18 protein-coding genes are annotated in these 19,917 nt (G+C 50.6%); 6 read left to right on the top strand and 12 right to left on the bottom strand.

Annotation, left to right across the window (positions count from 1 at the left end; translation table 11 throughout):
• Positions 1-70 precede the first annotated feature (70 nt).
• The 5 genes from C7452_RS07170 to C7452_RS07190 form a co-directional block, all read right to left on the bottom strand.
• Positions 71-484: a C39 family peptidase gene (locus tag C7452_RS07170; protein ID WP_245942889.1), complete on the bottom strand. Its 414-nt coding sequence runs from the start codon at positions 482-484 to the stop codon at positions 71-73.
• Between the two features lie 185 nt (positions 485-669).
• A complete protein-coding gene (locus tag C7452_RS07175) occupies positions 670-1,686 on the bottom strand; it encodes a hypothetical protein (protein ID WP_115892680.1) in 1,017 nt (338 codons plus the stop codon).
• Position 1,687: 1 nt separating this feature from the next.
• Complete coding sequence (locus tag C7452_RS07180) at positions 1,688-2,767, bottom strand: oligosaccharide repeat unit polymerase family protein (RefSeq protein WP_115892681.1); 1,080 nt, start codon at positions 2,765-2,767, stop codon at positions 1,688-1,690.
• A gap of 40 nt (positions 2,768-2,807) precedes the next feature.
• Entirely contained in the window at positions 2,808-4,151 is a 1,344-nt protein-coding gene (cfbB, locus tag C7452_RS07185; RefSeq protein WP_048175996.1) for a Ni-sirohydrochlorin a,c-diamide synthase, read from the bottom strand.
• Positions 4,148-4,675: a hypothetical protein gene (locus C7452_RS07190; protein WP_211305662.1), complete on the bottom strand. Its 528-nt coding sequence runs from the start codon at positions 4,673-4,675 to the stop codon at positions 4,148-4,150. Before C7452_RS07190 ends, cfbB begins: the two co-directional genes overlap by 4 nt.
• A 608-nt stretch (positions 4,676-5,283) precedes the next feature.
• Between C7452_RS07190 and C7452_RS07195 the strand changes: the two genes are divergently transcribed.
• On the top strand, positions 5,284-6,396 hold the full coding sequence (locus C7452_RS07195; protein ID WP_115892682.1) for a radical SAM protein: 1,113 nt from the start codon (positions 5,284-5,286) through the stop codon (positions 6,394-6,396).
• A gap of 26 nt (positions 6,397-6,422) precedes the next feature.
• Here C7452_RS07195 and C7452_RS07200 read toward each other — a convergent pair whose 3' ends face one another.
• The 4 genes from C7452_RS07200 to C7452_RS07215 form a co-directional block, all read right to left on the bottom strand.
• On the bottom strand, positions 6,423-6,716 hold the full coding sequence (locus C7452_RS07200; protein ID WP_115892683.1) for a hypothetical protein: 294 nt from the start codon (positions 6,714-6,716) through the stop codon (positions 6,423-6,425).
• 1 nt (position 6,717) lies between these two features.
• Complete coding sequence (locus C7452_RS07205) at positions 6,718-7,488, bottom strand: ParA family protein (protein WP_115892684.1); 771 nt, start codon at positions 7,486-7,488, stop codon at positions 6,718-6,720.
• Between the two features lie 83 nt (positions 7,489-7,571).
• On the bottom strand, positions 7,572-9,389 hold the full coding sequence (locus C7452_RS07210; protein ID WP_115892685.1) for a threonine--tRNA ligase: 1,818 nt from the start codon (positions 9,387-9,389) through the stop codon (positions 7,572-7,574).
• Between the two features lie 192 nt (positions 9,390-9,581).
• The gene (locus tag C7452_RS07215; protein WP_170130325.1) at positions 9,582-10,319 is read right to left on the bottom strand and encodes a TrmB family transcriptional regulator; all 738 of its coding nucleotides are present in this window, start codon (positions 10,317-10,319) and stop codon (positions 9,582-9,584) included.
• A 131-nt stretch (positions 10,320-10,450) separates the two neighbouring features.
• Between C7452_RS07215 and hcp the strand changes: the two genes are divergently transcribed.
• Positions 10,451-11,926 (top strand): hydroxylamine reductase, encoded by a 1,476-nt coding sequence (hcp, locus tag C7452_RS07220; protein ID WP_115892687.1) that lies wholly within the window; start codon positions 10,451-10,453, stop codon positions 11,924-11,926.
• Positions 11,927-11,952: 26 nt separating this feature from the next.
• Positions 11,953-12,249, top strand: coding sequence for a cupin domain-containing protein (locus tag C7452_RS07225; RefSeq protein ID WP_115892688.1), 297 nt, complete (start codon positions 11,953-11,955; stop codon positions 12,247-12,249).
• 37 nt (positions 12,250-12,286) lie between these two features.
• Here C7452_RS07225 and C7452_RS07230 read toward each other — a convergent pair whose 3' ends face one another.
• Positions 12,287-13,516, bottom strand: coding sequence for an MgtC/SapB family protein (locus C7452_RS07230; RefSeq protein ID WP_048175991.1), 1,230 nt, complete (start codon positions 13,514-13,516; stop codon positions 12,287-12,289).
• Between the two features lie 84 nt (positions 13,517-13,600).
• Here C7452_RS07230 and ilvD point away from each other — a divergent pair, with 84 nt between their 5' ends.
• From ilvD to argS, 3 genes are read left to right on the top strand one after another with little or no spacing between them, the layout of a single operon-like run.
• Positions 13,601-15,250, top strand: a complete 1,650-nt coding sequence (gene ilvD, locus C7452_RS07235; protein ID WP_115892690.1) for a dihydroxy-acid dehydratase — start codon at positions 13,601-13,603, stop codon at positions 15,248-15,250.
• Between the two features lie 8 nt (positions 15,251-15,258).
• A complete protein-coding gene (locus C7452_RS07240; protein WP_010877058.1) occupies positions 15,259-15,693 on the top strand; it encodes a signal peptidase I in 435 nt (144 codons plus the stop codon).
• A 17-nt stretch (positions 15,694-15,710) separates the two neighbouring features.
• Entirely contained in the window at positions 15,711-17,393 is a 1,683-nt protein-coding gene (gene argS, locus C7452_RS07245) for an arginine--tRNA ligase (protein ID WP_115892691.1), read from the top strand.
• Positions 17,394-17,632: 239 nt separating this feature from the next.
• Here the strand turns inward: argS and argF are convergent, their stop codons facing one another.
• On the bottom strand, positions 17,633-18,538 hold the full coding sequence (gene argF / locus C7452_RS07250; protein ID WP_115892692.1) for an ornithine carbamoyltransferase: 906 nt from the start codon (positions 18,536-18,538) through the stop codon (positions 17,633-17,635).
• Positions 18,539-18,551: 13 nt separating this feature from the next.
• Positions 18,552-19,865, bottom strand: a complete 1,314-nt coding sequence (gene purD, locus C7452_RS07255) for a phosphoribosylamine--glycine ligase (protein ID WP_115892693.1) — start codon at positions 19,863-19,865, stop codon at positions 18,552-18,554.
• Positions 19,866-19,917 lie beyond the last annotated feature (52 nt).

Raw genomic sequence — 19,917 nt, forward strand, 5'->3', positions numbered from 1 at the left:
GCTGGGATGCGGATGGTTAAAATTCAAATTATAAATAATATTTTAATCATTTAATTTAATATTGAATTTATTAATCACAGGGTCTTTCAACAACAAGGACATTGCCCGTGAAGATCCTTGAAAATATCTCCCTCTTAACTGTGATCCTCCCAAGTGCAGGGTCTGCAAGTGTGACATTTCTCTCATCCATGGACATGATGACTGTGTAGTGACATGTGTCTCCATACTTAACAAAGACTATGTGGTTTTTTCTAAGATCATTGAGTTCCATTTTAACTCCTCTTGCTCTCAGGCCCTTTGAAGTTGCTGCAAGGATCAGTCCATACATTGTGGTACCTGATTCGTCTGTACCTGCAAGTTCTGCAAGTTCTGCCTCGGTACAGTTCACTCCAAGGTTTCTGAGGACCGTTGCAAGCGCTGCCGGTCCACAGCTGTAGCTCCTGCTCTGCATGACTATAACCTCATCACCCAGAGATGTGCTCATAATAAAAACCTCCATTTTAATACTAATGTTAATAATTAATTATTAAATGTTATTAATAAATGTTGGTGATCTGTGGAATATGAAAGAACCTCAGGGATCTCCAGAGAAACAATCAGCTGAGAATATGAGAAGAGAATACAGGTAGAGCTACCGGAAAAAACAGGTGCGCAGAAAGCCAGAACAGCCTACCTGAAATGTCTGCGGGCATCCCAGATTCGTTTCATGGACTTAAAACCGCCTCTGGGACCGGCAAATTCATTAAAGTCTTCTACAAGCTCTGAAAGCTTGCTTAAAGCAGCTTCAGCGTTTCTGACAATGTCTGATGCTGCTGGTGGTCTGACATCATCCACCACATCCCTCAGATCACCAGCATCAGCAACCGGTATCCCCACCTCACCGGCGAGGTCAACACTGGCATGCCTCCCGTGGAAGCCCTTAATCTTGATGGAGGGGACACCCAGTACCGCCGCCTCGATTGTGATGCCCATTCCAGCACCGTATACCATGAGGTCAGCGGCGCTCATGAGGGAGGGAAGGTCAACGAAGCCCTCAAGTACCTCCACGTTGCCAGATTTTACAAAGCTCCTGACATAATCCGGGCTGAAGCGGAACGGGACAACCAGGACTCTCCTGTCAAGTGCTTCAACCCCTGAGATCACCTCCGGTATGTCCCTTCTCCTCAGGTCCCCGCCAAGTACAAGGAGGGTGTAGTCCCTTATCCCCGGGTCTACGATCTGGAGGCGGCTCACATAGAGGGCGTGGGGGTATCCTCCGATGACCTCAACATTCTCAAGGAGGTACTGGTCCTCAAGGTAATCCCTGTAGCGTCCCGAGGGTGCCGTTACAATGTCTGCGAAGGCTATCATCTCGATGGGGTTGTAGATATCCTGCTCAACGTGGAGGACACCGATACCCCTGAGACGTGAAGCCGCTATGGCCTTCCTGACATCGCCGGCATTTCCACATGTGAGGACCAGGTCCGGTTCTATCACCCCGAGGTGCCTCCAGGTCCTCATGATATCCCTAATGACAAGTGCTCCAACCTCAACCGCCCTCCCTGACCGGCTCCTGCCTGCACCCATGGAATAGAATCTTGAACAGAGGCCATCAAGGATCTCCCTAACACCATCACCATGACAGAGGCAGTGATAATCATGTTCAGTGTCTTCCATGAGGGGGTGGAATGTCTTCGCGGGGGCCATTTCAGCTGCAACTGCCAGCCTCAGAGTAACACCTCCAGAGAACGTATATTGCTGATATAGATCCTATAATGTAGAATACCCAGACCACAAGGTCCGTGGGTCCTGTTTCAACCCATACAATTGTCTGGGCCAGTATGATGGAGTATATGCCAGTGAAAAAGCCTTCGAGAACTCCCTGAATTCGGTGCATGAGCCCCAGAAGCAGGCCCATTATAAACATCTGGAAAAGCATTGCATGTAATCCGAAATCGAGGAGGGATGGTCCAAAAATCGTGGAGGTTGTGGAGTGCCTGTAACCCAGTACAGCCTCCCCAACGATTGCCCTGGGGTCGGTGGAGTGGATGTACCCTGTCAGGGTGTAATAGAGAAGTTTGCCGCCTGTTGCACCCTGCAGGGATATTATCCTGTCAAAGACTGTGAGGGTGTAGCCTGCCCTGTAGAGGAGAAGTTCCACAGGGTTAAGGGTCCAGGTCTGCCACTCAATGGATTTAACTGCAACGTAGCCAACAAGAAGAGCTGCAACTGCAAGCGCAGAGATTAAAACTCCCAGTTCCCTCCAGGAGGGCCTGGCTGAATAGTAGAGGGTTATGGTGCCGCTGAGGAGTATGACCACCACAGTTGTCCTGTAACCTGTGAGGGCGAAGAGAATGGCCCCCATGATGAGGGGGATGTAGTATTTCCTCCGTGGATACGCTGCCAGGAGTATGTTGATGGATGGGAGGAATAACAGGTATGAGATGAACCATAACTTTGTGACAGCCCTCGCCTTGAGGTATCCGCTTAGGAGTGGGATTCCCCCCAGAAGATACAGGTTAATGGCCTGGATGAGAATTCCGGCAATCACTAACGCCACGAGGAATGGTTCAGAACCTTCATGGGTCCTTATCTTCCCTATCCTGAACCCTGATGATAGGTAAACACCTCCAATGAGGGCGACCGTTCCGGTGGCAATGTATATGATGGAAAGGGCTGAAGGTGGTTCAAGTCCCCTCAGGCCGAGTCCGGTTCCGGTCAGTGCCAGGGAAAGGTAGATTATAATGACAGCCACCACTGAGTATGGTGAAAACACATCAAACCTCATTTATGGCCCCCCCTTCTGGATCAGCAGAAATCCCTCCATGCTAAAACTCCCAGGCATTCCTTGTGAAATTTGCAGCAAACTGTGGGCAGGATGCGGCATGTATGTGGATGTAGCTTGCAAGGGATGAGCCTGATGTGATACCATCAAGGGAATCCACTATCCCCCTCCCCCGGAGGACCCTGAAGGCGAATTTTCCGCCTGAAGCCCCCAGGACCCTTGAGTAGTGGAACTCATGTCCCCTGAATTTATCACCGGCCTCTGTGATCAGGTTATCCATCACTGCCTCGGCTATCACGTAACTCAATCCCTGGACGCGTCCTGTCATTTCAGCGGGGTGTGGGAAAACACCGCACATTTCACGTTCATCGATTGAACTCATGAGGTACATGAGGCCCCCGCATTCCCCGAAGATAGGTCTCCCATCTGCATGGAACCTCTGGATGGACTTCCTCATTGAGGTGTTGGATTCAAGTTCCGCTGCAAAGATCTCGGGGTATCCCCCACCGATGTAGACGGCGTCAACATCTGGAAGCTCCTCGTCGTGTATGGGGCTGAAGGGAACCACAGATGCTGCGTTGTCCTCAAGGGCCTCAATGTTCTCCTGGTAGTAGAAGTTAAAGGCCTCGTCGATGGCAACACCTATCCTAACCCTCTTTCTGTTTCCCCTCTGCCAGAGAGGTTGCCTTTCACCCCTTATCTTCCCTGCGGAGGACATTATATCCTGAAGGGCCTCCAGGTCAATGTACTCCTCCATTGCAAGGCCCCACTTCTCGATTTGGGCTGCTATGGTATCCCTCTCAACTGCAGGGACAAGGCCGAGGTGTCTCTGTTCAACCTCGAGTTCACTGCTGCGGGGTATGCCCCCAATAACCGCTGTGCCGGTCAGTTCCTCCACGGCCCTTCTGGTCTTGAGGTAGTGCCTCCTGTTCTTGACCTGGTTCAGTATGACGCCCTCTATTTTAACCTCCCTGTCGAGGCTTCTGAATCCTAGGACCATTGCTGCAGCGCTCTTAACAAGGCTCCTTGAGTTTATTATAAGGACAACCGGAGCATCGAGTGCCTTTGCAACTGATGCCGTACTTCCTGTATCTCCTATCGGGCTTATACCCTCATATAATCCCCTTACACCCTCTATTATGCCCATCCTGGATCCTGATAATTTCATGGCCCTTGTGAATGCCTCCCTTATCTGGGCCTCTGTCATGAAGAATGAGTCAAGGTTCCTTGAGGTGTTGCCGGTGGCCATGGTATGATAGGATGGGTCTATGTAGTCTGGGCCAACCTTGAAGGGCTGCACGCCTCTACCTGAGAGCGCCTTCATTATCCCTGTTGCTATTGTGGTCTTACCAACCGCACTCCCTGTCCCTGCAAGTACAACTCTCATGTATGATGGTCAGCGCTCAATTTATTTAAATTATTTGTAACAAACAGAGAAAAATGACCGGAGCTGATGGAATGCATCAGCCCCGTAAGATACCCTGCGGCCGACAGAAGATGATGGAGTTTAGAGACTGCATCAGCACCTGATAAGGTACTTGCTCTTGCTGTGTGGGACTTTCCATATACAAGACAGAAATCCGCGTCACAGTGACTGCATACCCACATACCCTCTGGACAGGTGGGACCCTTCTCATACCTCAGTGTACCGTCCCTGCCACAGAAGGGGCAGTGGTTCCTGAAGGCAGCCCTGTGTTCAGCGTAGTCTGTGTGGAGTGAGCATGAACATCTACCCACCGATTCAACGTACTGTGAAGTTACCCTGTGGTAAGATGCTCCCACATCACGGGATGTGCGTCTGTAGACCCTGACGTGTTTCCTCTTGTAGACCTTCTTCCGGTAGTAGGCCTTTGTATGAACCCTCTTTTTCTTGTAGGTGTGCTTTGCTGCAGCAACCTTAACCGGCTTCACAGTTACAAAGTTCTTCCATCCTCCGCATCATGGGAAGCAGCCACAACTGCTGCTACCATGGAAAGGAGGAACAGGGATGTAATAAAAAATCGCTTAATTGTACCGCCTCCAATCTAGAAATACGCTTATCATTCCCTCTGGATGGTAGGAATATAACTGCGAAGCCATATATAAATATTTTGCCTCCAAATCAAAAAATAAGCCCGCATAAAACTCTTTTTTTCAATTAAAACCTTTTAATCCCTTTTCAAATATGCTGATAATGGATGTGTCATTTTTATTTCCCCTTTAAACCTCTTTGACAATCTAAATCGTCTTTTTCGAAAAATAAGTCATTTTAAGCCCCTTTCTGGTTGCGATGGTCCAATGGATTATACTGAAAGAGGCTGCAAAATCCATCTGGATCATTTAGAGGCCTGATTCGAATTTCGTGCCTGATCCGGTGGTTTAAATCGTGAAATAGCCGTTAAAATGTTCATACATCCAACTGTCATTAAAACTCATTTAATGGTTAATTTCTGGTCATCTGGCAGTCCAATCTAATGGTAAAATCTGGCAGTCCATGTACTGGTAAAATAATTAATAGAAGCCTCCACATATATACCTCCATGAGTCTCGGTGAAAGGGTCCAGGTACTAAGTGACAGCGCCCAGTTTGACCTGTGTGATTACAGTGCTGACCCATCACAGCGGAATACAGCTGTCCCTGGCATCTACTACACCAGTTACAGGGGCTGCAGGGTCCCCCTCTTCAAGGTGCTCCTCACCAACAGGTGCTGCAATGACTGCAGGTACTGTATAAACAGCTCATGCGAGATGCCGGTGGAGCTCAGCCCTGAGGAAATTGCAAGGGTATTCCTTGACTACTATGAGAGGAGATATGTTGACGGTCTCTTCCTAAGTTCCGGTGTCAGCCATGACCCGGATGAAACCATGGAGCGTCTCATAGAAACCCTCAGGATCCTCCGTCTGGAAGGCTATGGTGGTTACATACACCTCAAGATCATACCGGGATCCTCCATGGATAGCATAAAGAGGGCCATGGAGCTTGCAAGCCGTGTGAGCATCAACATCGAAACAGCCACCCCCGACGGCCTGGATGAGCTTTCATCAACCAAGGATTACGGTGTTGATATACTCCGGAGAATGAGGTGGATACACAGGTTACGGAAAAGGCACCCCGAACTTGCACCCTCAGGTCAGAGCACACAGCTCATGGTTGGGGCCGTTGATGAAACAGATGAGGATATAGTGAAAAGAGTCGGGTGGATCCATGACCGTTTCTCAATTAAAAGGGTTTACTTCAGCGGCTTCCAGCCCATGGAGGGCACTCCCCTCGAATCCAGGGATGAAGCTGATCCTATGAGGGTTCTCAGGCTTTATCAGGCAGATTCCCTCCTCAGTTCCTATGGTTTCAGTCCAGACGAACTCAGGTTCAGTGGGGGCTACCTTGACACGGACCTTGACCCGAAATATGCTGCTGCAATGGATATGGATATCTTTCCGGTTGACCTTGAGAGCGCACCCTACCATGAAATCATAAGGGTCCCCGGGATCGGTCCCAGGTCTGCCAGGAGAATAATTGAAATGCGCAGCAGGACACGCCTCACACCTGAAAGGCTCAGGAAGATGGGTGTGAGGATGAATAGGGCGGAACCATTCATATACCTTGATGGCTTCCAGTCCACACTGGCTGAATGGGGTAAAGATAGAAGGGAGTGAAGCAGCCATGGGCGATCCACGGGCGCCTAAAGTTCAGAAAACAGCTCCCATATATCCGGGTACTTATTCCTCACCGCCTGCTCTATAAGGGCAGATGCCTCCCTGCTTATGCTGAATTCTGGCTGCGTCTTTTTAAGGTACCTTAAAACAGCTGCTGATCTTGCAGACCAAAGGGTAACCCTGGGATTCTTCTTAACTTCCCGTATGACCTCCTGGATGCGTGCATCATCATCCCTTCCTGTATCTTTTTCAGGTTCCTTCCTTGTCCTTGACTGGATCAGTGCATCCAGTCCCATTCCAAGGCCCTTCTTCTGTGTCATCCTATCCCTCCATCTCAAGTATTTCAGCTGCAAGTTTCATGTAGGCCTCTGTACCTGTACTTTCGGGGTCATAGGTTATGCAGGGCTTACCGTGGCTGGGGGCCTCTGCAAGACGAACGTTCCTGGGTATCCTTGTCCTGAAGATGTTCTCCCTTTCACCGAAAAACATCTCAACCTCCCTCTGTACGTCCCTTGCAAGTCGTGTCCTTGAATCGTAGAGGGTCAGAAGTATCCCCTTTATTGGACAGGGACTCTGGAGTCGTTCTTCCACCAGGTTCATTGTCTTCAGGAGGTCTGCCATGCCCTCAAGGGCATAGTACTCTGCCTGTATGGGTATTATGACACTGTCAGAGGCCACGAGGGCGTTGAGTGTGAGTATGCCCAGGGATGGTGGGGCGTCTATGAATATGTAGTCAAAGTCATTCCTCACATCCCCCAGTGACTCCTGGAGGATGGCATGGTATCCTATCTCACTGCTGAGCTCTATCTCGGCACCGCTGAGGGAGATGTTGCTGGGTGCTATGTAGAGGTCCTGGAGCTCTGCAGGCATTATCACAGAGGACAGTGCTGCCTTTCGGCTCAGGACCGTGTATATTGTTGACTCCAGTTCTGACTTGTTTATCCCGAACCCAGTGGTTGCATTGCCCTGGGGGTCCATGTCGATTACAAGAACCCTCCTGTCAAGGAGGGAAAGTGCTGCTGACAGATTAACGGCTGTTGTTGTCTTTCCACAGCCACCCTTCTGGTTTATGATTGAAATTACCTCTCCCATCTCATCACCTGATGGATCTAAGTTATAATTTATAACTTATAAAGTATATGTGATAAGTTATAAGTTATCAGATTAAAAAATTATTAGAAGTTTATCCTCTCGGATAGTTTAACCGGTAGCGGCAGTCTTCTGAAGGGCATGCCATCTGTTTCAGCTCTGATACGTTCTATGAGTTCATCCAGGCCCATCTGAAGCTTTTCACCTGTTTCCCTCACATTGACCGTGAGTTTGCCCTCCATTTCACTGTCACCTATAACAACAACGTAGGGGACCCAGTCCTGGGCCGCATTCCTTATCTTCTTTCCGAGGGTCTCTGATCGGTCATCCAGGTCAGCCCTTATGTCAGCTGCGATAAGTTCTGATACCAGGTCACTGGCATATTCCATGTGGCGCTCTGCAATTGGAAGCACACGTACCTGGGTGGGTGAGAGCCACAAGGGCAGCATAGGTGGTTTTTCATCCATTTCAATGGCCGTCTTCTCAAGAAGGCTGCATATGACCCTCTCAATGCTGCCTGTTGGACTGCAGTGGAGGATTATTGGGTTTACCTCCTCCTCATCACTGTTAACATAGGTTATCCCGAATCTCTCACCGCTTTCAACGTCAATCTGAACTGTTGGATTCTCTATCGGTCTTCCAAGGTAGTCTATGGCTGCGAAGTCCATCTTGGCAATCCAGTAGTGCTTCCTTGATGGGAGTATCTCCAGGAGCACTGGTTTTCCGATTTTATCCGCTACTTCATGTACCCATTCCCTGTACTCCTCATAGAAGTCAGCCGTGGCCCTGAATATGACCTCATAGTTCACCTGGAGGTCCTGGCCGGTCCTCATGCACATCTCGACCTGCCTGGCGAATTCCTCAAGGGACTGATCAAGGTCAGCACATACCGTGTGGAGATCCGGCATTGTAAAGCCCCTGAGCCTCTTAAGACCAACCACCTCGCCCTTCTTTTCAAGCCGGAAGCTGTAGGTCGAGAGTTCATATATGGATGCAGGCAGGTTCTTCCAGGTCAGGAAGGAGTCTGAAAGGATCCTGAAGGCTCCGAAACAGCAGGCGTATCTCAGCATGAGCTCCTTCCTGTTCTTCATCCTGTACTGTCTTTCACCGAACTTCTCTGCATGTACCCTGATTGCCTCATCCTCGAGGTCATACATTATGGGTGTCTCAACTGGCATTGCCCCCTCACTGGTGACAAGCATGTAGACGTAGTCTGCAAGAAGATCCCTTATCAGCCTTCCCCTGGGGTACCACCGGAGGTGTCCAACGTCTGCTGATGGCTCATAGTCTGCAAGTCCCTTCTCCCTCATGAGTCTAACGTGTGGTGGTTCTTCACCAGAGGATTCAAGTTCCCCAAGCTCATATTTCACCAGGTTCTCAAGATCCCTGTTTTTGAACTCGAAGTCTCCGGGTTTAACCGTCTCTCCCCTGTGGAGTATGAACCACTCGGATTCCTCGCTCTCCTCCTCCACCTTTGGGGGCTGTGGCCTTATGCTCCTTGATAGCTCTGATAGTGGGTGACCCTTGCAGGATATCTTGAAGGCCTTGTACCACCCGAAAGGAACCCTTGAGACATCAACACCCTCGCTGCGCAGGGCTGATTCCATTCCCTCAAGGACCTCCACCGCTGTTTTGGGGGAGCTGAGCGAGGAGCTGAGGTGTGCGTAAGGGTATATCACGACGTTCTCTGCCTTAACGTCATTGAAAACCTTTATTATTTCATTAACCGCGTTTTCGATTACTGATTCAGGGTTATCCTCATCTTCGGCCTCCACTGCTGTGAAAACCACCAGGGACTCCCTGAAATCTCCCTGCATCTTATCTTCAGGGATTTCCTCTGCTATCCCTGTTTTATTCTTTGTCTCGTATTTCAAGTAATCAGAGTGAATTAACAGTATCCTCATGCCATCACCTTGGTAAGAATAACTAATGTTATTGTTTTTAAGGTGAGGGTTTTTAAATATTGCTCCGGTGGATCTTTAAACCCATAGTAATGTTCAGATGATGACCCTTAAGGGATCTCCTGGACCTCTTTAATGAGGTACATTCCGTGCTGATTGAAATGGAAATGTCCTGTCTCTGCGATTGAAAGGATCTTAAGGTGACCTCCCGGCATCCCCCTTCCATACCGTGTCGAATATCCGGGCATAGTTCTCTGCGATCTCAGGGTACTGGTTCCATATCCCGATGGCGGTTTCAGGGATGGGTGCACCATCGGGTGTGAAGCGTGAGAATATCCACATCATCTCCTGTGAATCCCGGACAAGCATCCTTACAGGGGGTATTTTCCTCACCTCAACCTCACCGGGTACATCAATTAAGTCCCTGGCCATGATCCTCACCTCAACTCCACGATCGGTTATTCTATCAAGGGCCGGGCGGAGTGCTTTTATTTCATCCCTGAATATGAAGCCCATCCTCATCTTGAGTTCCTTCCTTGAACGGGATATTATCTCCAGTTCCTTCTTCACAATCTTCTCCTGTCCATGGATGAGCCATACAGGTGTCGGTACCCTGGCAACCCTGTCCTCATAGATTTCGGTAAGCCTGGACATGGCCTCATCAAGTTTTTTGATGATCCTACCCTTCTCCCTCCTGAACACCTCTGAGGGTGGCACCACATGGTACCTCATGGGTTTACCCCTCTCAACCTCCACGAAGCCCCTGTCTGAGAGCTGCCTCAGGACCTCATAGACCCTTGATCTTGGAATGCCCGAGACCTCGGCAACCTCCACTGCCCTGGCAGATACTAGCGAGACCATTGCAGTGTAGGCTGAGGCCTGATAATCTGTCAGATCCATGATCTTCAGGGCTTCATTAACACCTCTATCCATAAACACACCTCACTCGTTATATCCGTGAATTCCGTCGCCTCCCCATCCACACCTATCTGTTACATTTTATACTGAAATAGTGACAAAAATTATATATAATTTACTGCCAGTTTTTAATATGGTGATTGAAAATGAAGTACCGCTGCAAGGTATGTGACTACATATATGATCCGGACGTGGGTGACCCCCGCTCAGGTATAGAACCCGGGACACCCTTTGAGGAACTTCCGGATGACTGGCTCTGCCCTGTGTGCAACGTGGGCAAGGACCAGTTTGAACCCCTCAGGGGTGAAATAAAACGCGTGCGACCTGAGGATATAGACATGTTCTGTTATCAGTGCTCCCAGACCGTCCGTGGAAGGGCCTGCACAATCAGGGGAGTCTGTGGAAAGGAACCAACAGTTGCCAGACTCCAGGACAACCTTCTATTCGCAATAAAGGGAATTTCAGCCTATCTCTACCATGCCAGGGAACTCGGATACACTGATGAGGAGGTGGACGCCTTCCTTGAGAGGGGATTCTATTCAACCCTCACAAACGTTAACTTCGATGCCGGGGAATTCATAGACCTTGCCCTTGAAGCAGGTGAGATGAACATCAGGACCATGAAGCTCCTGAAGAAGGCCCACATTGACACCTACGGGGAACCCGAGCCCACCGAGGTGAGGGTGGGGGCCCTTGAAGGTCCCGCCATAATCGCAACCGGCCATAGCCTCAGGGCCCTCGAGGAGCTTCTGAAGCAGACCGAGGGTACCGGCATAAACATCTACACCCATTCAGAGCTCCTGCCAGCCCATGGCTACCCTGGACTCAGGAAGTACCCCCATCTTGCCGGCCAGCTTGGAGGCCCATGGTTCGACCAGAAGGACACCTTCTCACGCTACACTGCGGCCATACTTGGAACATCTAACTGTGTCCTGCTTCCCCGCGACGATTACAGGGATCGCATGTTCACCTGTGGTGTTGCAGCCCTGCCCGGAGTTGAACACCTGGAGGGTTATGACTTCAGTCCCCTCATAGATAAGGCCCTTGAACTACCCCCACTCAGTGAAGAGGATGCCACGACCCTAACAACAGGATTCGGGTTATCAACCATACTCTCACTGGCAGATAAGATCAGGGAGCTGGTTGAGGATGGTAAGATAAGGAGATTCTTCCTTGTGGGTGGCTGTGACTCCCCTCTCCCCGGGGCAAAATACTACACCGAGTTCGTGAGAAAACTGCCAGAGGACACCGTTGTCCTTACACTGGCCTGCGGAAAGTACCGGTTCAACTCCATGGACCTGGGTGACATCGAGGGGGTCCCGAGGCTCATAGACCTCGGGCAGTGCAACGATGCCATAGTGGCAGTTGAACTCGTTGAGGCCCTCAGCAACCTCTTCCAGATGGATATAAATGAGCTGCCACTCAGCATAATCCTCAGCTGGATGGAACAGAAGGCAGCCGCCATACTCTGGAGCCTCCTATCACTGGACCTCAGGGGCATGTACATCGGTCCAATCCTGCCTGGCTGGGCCAACGAGGACATAGTGAAGTTCCTGGTTGATAACTATGACCTCACACCAATAGGTGACCCTGAAGAGGATATCAGGAAGATACTGGGGTGATTTAACTGGATCTCACAGGAAAGGTGATGAAGATCAGCGACCTCATCGATTACCAGGACGACTCGGTGGTCAGCAGGGAGATAATCCGCAAAGAGACAGGTACAGTTACCCTCTTTGCCTTTGACAGGGGTCAGGGCCTCAGTGAGCACACCGCCCCCTTCGATGCCATGGTACAGGTCATTGATGGTGAGGCCGAAGTCACCATAAGCGGAGAGAAGCACCGCCTGGTTGCAGGTGAGATGATAATCATGCCTGCAGAAAAGCCCCACGCCGTGATGGCTGTGAAACCCTTCAAGATGCTCCTCACCATGATAAGGTCCTGATCCAGGTCAATAAAACAGCAACAACCAGTCTCCTGATCTATGTTAAGAGAACAGCCAGTAACCCGGCTGTTATGATTGCAACGAAAAGGGTCCCCACCCTTTTCCCGAATTTTTTTGTTCCAAGAACAAGGGCTATTCCCCCCTTTATCAGGGTGTTTGAGACCCCCGCCAGTGTTATGGCGGCTGCAGCAGTTGATTGTGAGATGGAGCCCCCTGCTGCAAGGATTGACATGCTCACAGTTATTGCATCAACATCAGCAACACCTGAGATCACACTGGCCACAAGTACACCCCCACGGCCAAGATAGACACTGGCAGCCTTTGATATGAAGAGTATTGCAAGGAATAGGGCCCCGAATATTAGGGCCGGTTTGACAGAGAAGGGATTTTCAATCTTGATGTCTGAATCGATCCCTGATGATGACCTCATGAACATGGCTGCAAGCATAACACCCAGAACACCCATTGCAAGCATGGGAGGGGCCACATAACCCACAAGTGAGGAGTTAACAACTGAGACCTCCAGCAGTATCCTGAAGAACATCATGGAACTTGAAATGACCGCCGCGAATACCGCTGGTCCCATAAGGTCCTCCGAATCCCTCACCCTCCCTGCCATTGCAGTTACAACTGCAGTGCTTGAAACCAGGCCCCCTATGATCCCTGTAGCCCCAAGGCCCCTTTCGGGTCCGGCTATTTTCATGGCTATGTATCCAGCATAACTTATTGCAGATATGAAAACCACCATGAGCCAGACCTGGTAGGGATTGAAGACACCCCAGGGGCCAGTTGCGGTGTCAGGAAGGAGGGGGAGGATTACGAAGGCTATTATCAGGAACTTTATGGTGTCTATCATCTCCCTCTCACTTATCCTCCTCACTGCAACGTGTATGTACCTCTTCAGGGCCAGAATGGCCGTTACTATGATTGAGAGCATCACCGCCAGCCGGTAGTCATATGCAACACACATGGCCCCCAGGAGAAATGTGACAAGGGCAGCCACCTCCCCGGTTACCCCGATATCACCGCCCTCCCTGGTGCTTGCCGTGTAACTTACGACTATGAGGAGGATGATCCCAAGGAATGCCACAGGGAACGCCAGGAAAAACTTCCCTGAAAGATATGCTGACAGTGCCCCTACAAGTGATATGAGCATGAAAGTCCTTATACCTGCAAATTCTGTCCTCTTGATCCGCCGCTCCCTCTCAATACCCACCAGCGCACCTATTGCAAGGGCTATCAAAAACTTAATTACCGGGAAGTCCATGTTATAATATATGGCAGTAACTTTAATATTAATTATCCCCCAATATTTAATAATAATCGGGTTGATGATAATAATGGTGATTCCATGAAGAGTGATACAATAAAGAGGGGAATCCAGAGGGCACCCCACCGATCCCTCCTGAGGGCCTGCGGCCTGACAGATGATGACTTCGAGAAACCATTCATAGGTATAGCCAACAGTTACACTGACATAGTCCCCGGGCACATCCACCTGAGGGAACTTGCAGAGGCTGTTAAGGAGGGTGTGAATGCGGCGGGGGGTGTCGCATTTGAATTCAACACCATGGCGATATGTGATGGAATAGCCATGAACCACGACGGGATGAAGTACTCCCTGGCCTCAAGGGAGATAGTTGCAGACACCGTGGAGAGCATGGCCATGGCCCATGCCCTTGACGGCCTGGTGCTGCTTCCAACCTGTGACAAGATAGTCCCGGGGATGCTCATGGCAGCGGCCAGACTTGACATACCGGCCATAGTCGTGACCGGCGGGCCAATGCTCCCTGGAGAATTTAAGGGAAGGAAGGTGGACCTCATAAACGTTTATGAGGGTGTTGGAGCAGTCAGCGCAGGTGAGATGTCAGAGGATGAACTGGAAGAACTCGAAAGATGCGCCTGCCCGGGGCCAGGATCCTGTGCGGGTCTATTCACAGCCAACACCATGGCATGCCTGACAGAGGCCCTGGGCATGAGCCTTCCTGGCTGTGCAACCGCCCACGCCGTAAGTTCACGTAAGAGGCAGATCGCAAGGCTTTCAGGTAAGAGGATAGTCGAAATGGTGCAGGAAAATCTGAAGCCAACCATGATAATGAGTCAGGAGGCCTTTGAGAATGCGGTTATGGTTGACCTCGCCCTGGGGGGTTCAACAAACACCACACTCCACATCCCGGCCATCGCAGCTGAGATCGATGGACTCAACATCAACCTGGACCTCTTTGATGAGCTGAGCAGGGTAATACCCCACATAGCATCAATCTCCCCGGCAGGTGAACACATGATGCTGGACCTTGACCTGGCAGGCGGGATACCGGCCGTCTTAAAAACCCTGGAGGACCATATAAACAGGGAATGTGTAACATGCACAGGAAGAACAGTCCAGGAGAACATTGAGAATGTGGAGGTTGGAGACAGGGACGTCATAAGGCCCCTTGACAGTCCAGTCCACAGTGAGGGCGGTCTTGCAATACTCAGGGGTAACCTGGCGCCCAGGGGATCGGTCGTGAAACAGGGAGCCGTTGCAGAGGACATGATGGTTCATGAGGGTCCCGCGAAGGTCTTTAACAGTGAAGATGAATGCGTGGAGGCCATATTCGGTGGCAGGATAGATGAGGGTGATGTGATCGTCATACGCTACGAGGGGCCCAAGGGAGGACCCGGCATGAGGGAGATGCTCAACCCGACATCTGCGATTGCAGGCATGGGCCTTGAAAGGGTTGCCCTTATAACCGATGGAAGGTTTTCAGGTGGTACAAGGGGCCCCTGTGTTGGCCATGTATCGCCTGAAGCCATGGAGGACGGTCCCCTTGCCGCGGTGAATGATGGGGACATCATCAGAATAGATATACCCTCAAGAAAACTTGAGGTTGACCTTAGTCCCCGGGAAATTGAGGAGAGACTCCAGAGTGCAGTTAAACCCCGCCGCAGTGTTAAGGGATGGCTTGCACGTTACCGTAAACTGGCAGGGTCCGCAGATACAGGTGCAGTACTCAGATAGGTGTCCATATGAACGACAGACGCGAAGTAATTGAGGCAGCCGCGTACCTCCTTCTACTTGTGCTGGCAGTGGTTGCCTCCCAGCACATGAACGTGGTTGTATCAGGGAGCATGGAACCCGTCTTCTACCGTGGAGACATCGTCATAATCGAGAAGACCAGCTTCTTCGGGGTCCAGGAGATGGACCCTGAAAGCATCAGAAAGGGTGACATAATCATCTATGACGCCACCTGGTTCCCTGAACCAGTGATACACCGGGTCATAGGCGTTGAGACTGACAGAAACGGGGCCAGATATTATATCACAAAGGGTGATAACAACCAGGACCCGGACCCGGCCCCTGTCTATCCATCACAGGTTGAGGCGAGGGTGCTGACGGTGGGTTCACAGCCCCTCATGATACCCAGGGTTGGATACATAACACTCTGGCTTAAGGGACTCTGAATAAGGCAGGTGAAGAGATGTTCAGGTACATTGAAAAAGAGGCTAGGGATTCAATAACAGCGGCACTTGAAAAGCTCGGAATAAAGGTACCCCCGGAAATAAAACTGGAGGAACCACCAAACCCCCAGCTCGGGGACCTTGCATCCACAGTATCCTTCGAACTTGCAGGTGAACTCAGAAGGGCCCCCATTGAAATAACGGCGGATATAATGTCTGTGATAGAAACCCCTGAAATATTTGAGACCATTGAATCCAAGGGGCCCTACATCAACTTTTTCGTCGATTACGGCAGATTCTCCAGCAGACTACTGGAGTCCATCCAGGATGACTACGGTTCACATCCCTCCCGGGAGGAGAGGGTGATCCTCGAACACACCTCGGCCAACCCCAACGGCCCCCTTCACATAGGCCATATAAGGAACGCCATCATAGGGGATTCCCTTGCAAGGATACTGAGGATGGCTGGCTACGACGTCGAAACCCAGTACTATGTTAATGACATGGGGAGACAGATCGCCATGATAGTCTGGGGCCTGCTGAACCTCGATAGAGACCTTGAGGACTACCCCGGGGATAAGATGGACCACAGGGTAGGTAAACTCTACTTCGAGGTCAACCAGAGGCTACAGGAAAATCCAGGGATCAGAGACGAGGTGGATGAACTAATAAGGAAGTATGAGGCAGGGGAGAACGAGGAGCTATTCAGAAAGGTTGTTGAGTACTGCCTCAGCGGAATGGAGGAGACCATGAAAAGGCTCCACGTTCACCACGACCGCTTCGTATGGGAGGGCCAGTTCGTAAGGGATGGTACCGTTGACAGGGTGATAGAATCCCTCAGGAAAACCGGTTACACCGGCGAGAACGACGTCCTATACCTCGACCTTGAGGAATTCGGCCTGGAGAAGGAACTGGTGCTCACACGGTCAGATGGAACCTCCCTCTACTCAACCAGGGACATAGCCTACCACCTCCAGAAGTCAGAGGAGGGGGATGTTATCATCGATGTCCTTGGATCGGACCACAAACTTGCAGCCGAGCAGGTGGGAATTGCAGTGGAACTCCTGGGAGGTAAAAGACCCGAGGTCATATTCTATGAGTTCATAACACTCCCTGAGGGTTCAATGTCAACCAGGAGGGGTGTGTTCATATCCGTGGATGAGCTTATGGATGAAGCCCACAGCAGGGCCCTTGATGAGGTTAAAAAGCGGCGGGATCTTCCCGATGATGTTGCAGATGATATTGCAGAGTCCATCGGCAACGGTGCCATAAGGTACTACATAGCAAGGCTCTCACCCGAGAAGCACATCGTATTCCGGTGGGATGATGCCCTCAGCTTTGAGCGTGGCTGTGCATCCATCCAGTACGCCCATGCAAGGGCATGTAAACTCCTTGAGAAGGCGTCATTCACTGGTGAGGAGGATATTGAAGATGGATGGGAACCCGAAGGTGATGAGAGAGAACTTGTCCGTCTTCTTGCACGTTTCCCTGTGGTGGTTGAAGAATCTGCACTTGCAAGGAGGGTTCACCCTGTGGCACAGTATGCCCAGGACCTTGCAAATACCTTCAACAGTTTCTACAGGTCCACTCCTGTTATAGGATCTGATTTTGAGGGTGCACGCCTTAGACTTGTTGATTCTGTTAGAAAAACCATCAGGAACGCCCTCAATCTCCTGGGAATCCATGCCCCGGAGACCATGTAGGATCACTTCGGATCCTTCATTAAAATTTTTTTGAGTGGCCTGGAATCTTTGGACTGGATCACGATCATAAGGTTTTTCTATTAAAACTAATTGACGGATGAAAAATTCCTTTAAACATGCATCACTGCCACTCCAGGAATATGATCCTGCCATACATCCCTGTGTCACGATTCTGGGGTCCTGAATGAATATGATAAGGTTTTAATGAGCTTTAAGCCCATAAACCTGCTGAGTGGAACTCATATATCTCCCATGAGCCAGTGCATTATGGCCTTCTGGGCATGGAGCCTGTTTTCTGCCTGATCCCAGACAACCGAATGGGGACCGTCAATAACCTCGGCTGTTGTCTCCTGGCCCCTCACAGCCGGCAGGCAGTGCATGAATATGGCTTCGGGAGCTGCAAGTTCCATGAGCTCCATATTCACCTGGTATGGTCTGAAGACCTCTAAACGGTCCTCAGCCTCGTCTTCGTATCCCATACTCACCCAGACATCGGTGTAAACCACGTCGGCCCCCCTGACAGCCTCGGAGGGATCATGAATTACCCTTATCCGTGAACCTGTCTCATCTGCTATTTTCCCTGCCATCTCCCTGATGCCGGGGTCAGGTTCATAGCCGGGGGGGCAGGCAACATCCATGTCCATCCCAAGGGTGGCTGTTATGAGGAGGAGAGAGTGGCAGACATTGTTACCATCACCCACAAAAACCAGCCTTCCATCGAATCCCCCCAGCTTCTCCCTGATGGTCTGCATATCGGCCAGGGCCTGGCATGGATGTTCCAGGTCTGTCAGACCATTGATGACCGGGACAGATGCCTCGCCTGCAAGTTCAACCACATCGGAGTGGCTTATGGCCCTTATCATTATTCCATCAACGTATCTGCTGAGTGTCCTTGCTGTATCAGCTATTGGTTCGCCCCTTCCAAGCTGAAGGTCCGATGCAGAGAGGTAGAGGGGCTGAGCTCCCATCTGGAATGCCCCAACCTCAAAGGATACCCTGGTCCTTGTTGATGACTTCTCAAAGATCATGGCAAGTGTTTTACCCCTGAGGACCTTTTCCCTGATCCTCCCCTCCTTGTAGTCATCTGCGAGGTCAAGGAGGTCCACCACGTTATCCATGTCACATACAGATAGAAGGTGCTTCATCTGCCCAACTCCCTCAGGACCGCAGGTCCTCCATGTGTTTAATCCTCTTCTCAACGAGTTCCCTGGTACCTATATCCCTCCTGTGGTAGAGCCTTCCCTTCACATGGGCCGTTGCTTCCTCACAGAGCTCCTCTGCAGAGTATATGTCATCTGCAGGGGCCACGAGTGCAAGTGCACGGGATGATGATGTGTATATGTGATCATCCTCCTGGTTCACAGCCGCATAATAGGTTATGACGCCCATATCCTCTATTTTCTTCTCGTCAACCTTTATCTCGGCGCCGGCAACACCTGATTCAGGGTAGCCCTCAGGTACCAGATACTTGCAGACCGTTGCAAGGTTCATGAAACTTGCTGATTTAAGGTTTCCGTCCACTATACCCTCACATATTTCCAGCATGCTGGATTCAAGTAATGGGAGCACGTTCATTGCCTCAGGGTCACCGAATCGTGCATTGTACTCTATGAGTTTCGGGCCATCTGCAGAGAGCATGAACTGACCATAAAGTATGCCCCTGTAGGGCCCTGTCTCCTTCCTTATGGCATCAACCGTCCTCTGCATTATTTCCACGGCGTCTTCATAGTCCTTCTGTGTCAGGAATGGAAGAAGCCCGTCTGAGTCAGAATATGATCCCATCCCTCCTGTTATGGGGCCCTGGTCGCCCTCATAGGCGTGGGGGTGGTCCTGGACTGCTGGCATTGGCACTATGTGTTCACCGTCGGAGAAGGCCTGTACAGTGAATTCCTCTCCAACAACCCGCTCCTCTATCACCACACTGGGATGACCGCCTATCCTTTTCTCAATGACCTCTGTTGCGTATTTGAGGGCCTCCATGTTATCCCTGAGGTGTTCTCCAACTATCTTGACGCCCTTTCCTCCTGTGAGGCCGACTGGCTTTACAACTGCCTCCCTGTCAAAGTCTTCCATGAATTCACGTAGCTCCTCAGGGTCACTGAAGACCCGGTAGGTTATTGACCCCGGTATTCTGTAATCCTCAAAGAGTTTGCGCATGAATGATTTATCTGTTTCGATGCGGGCTGCATCCCTGGTGGGTCCCACCGAGGGTATACCTGCCTCCTCAAGGGCGTCCACCAGTCCAGCCTCAAGGGGGGCCTCCGGCCCTATGAATGCCATGTCAACTCCCTTCTCTGATGCGAACCTGACCACCCCTTCGGTGTCAACTTCAGGAGCAACAGTGAATTCCCTGGCGAGCCTTGATATACCCGGGTTTCTGTTACCCATCACAGAGTATATGGTTGCTTCATCTGCCAGTGCACTGCATATGGCATGTTCCCTTGCTCCTGTTCCCACAACAAGTATTTTCATCGGATAATCCTCCTGGAAATTGATAAGGTTAAATCTCCCTATTGTTTTATAT

Origin of the sequence: Methanothermobacter defluvii (assembly GCF_003385755.1) — an archaeon.
Classification (GTDB): Archaea; Methanobacteriota; Methanobacteria; order Methanobacteriales; family Methanothermobacteraceae; genus Methanothermobacter; species Methanothermobacter thermautotrophicus.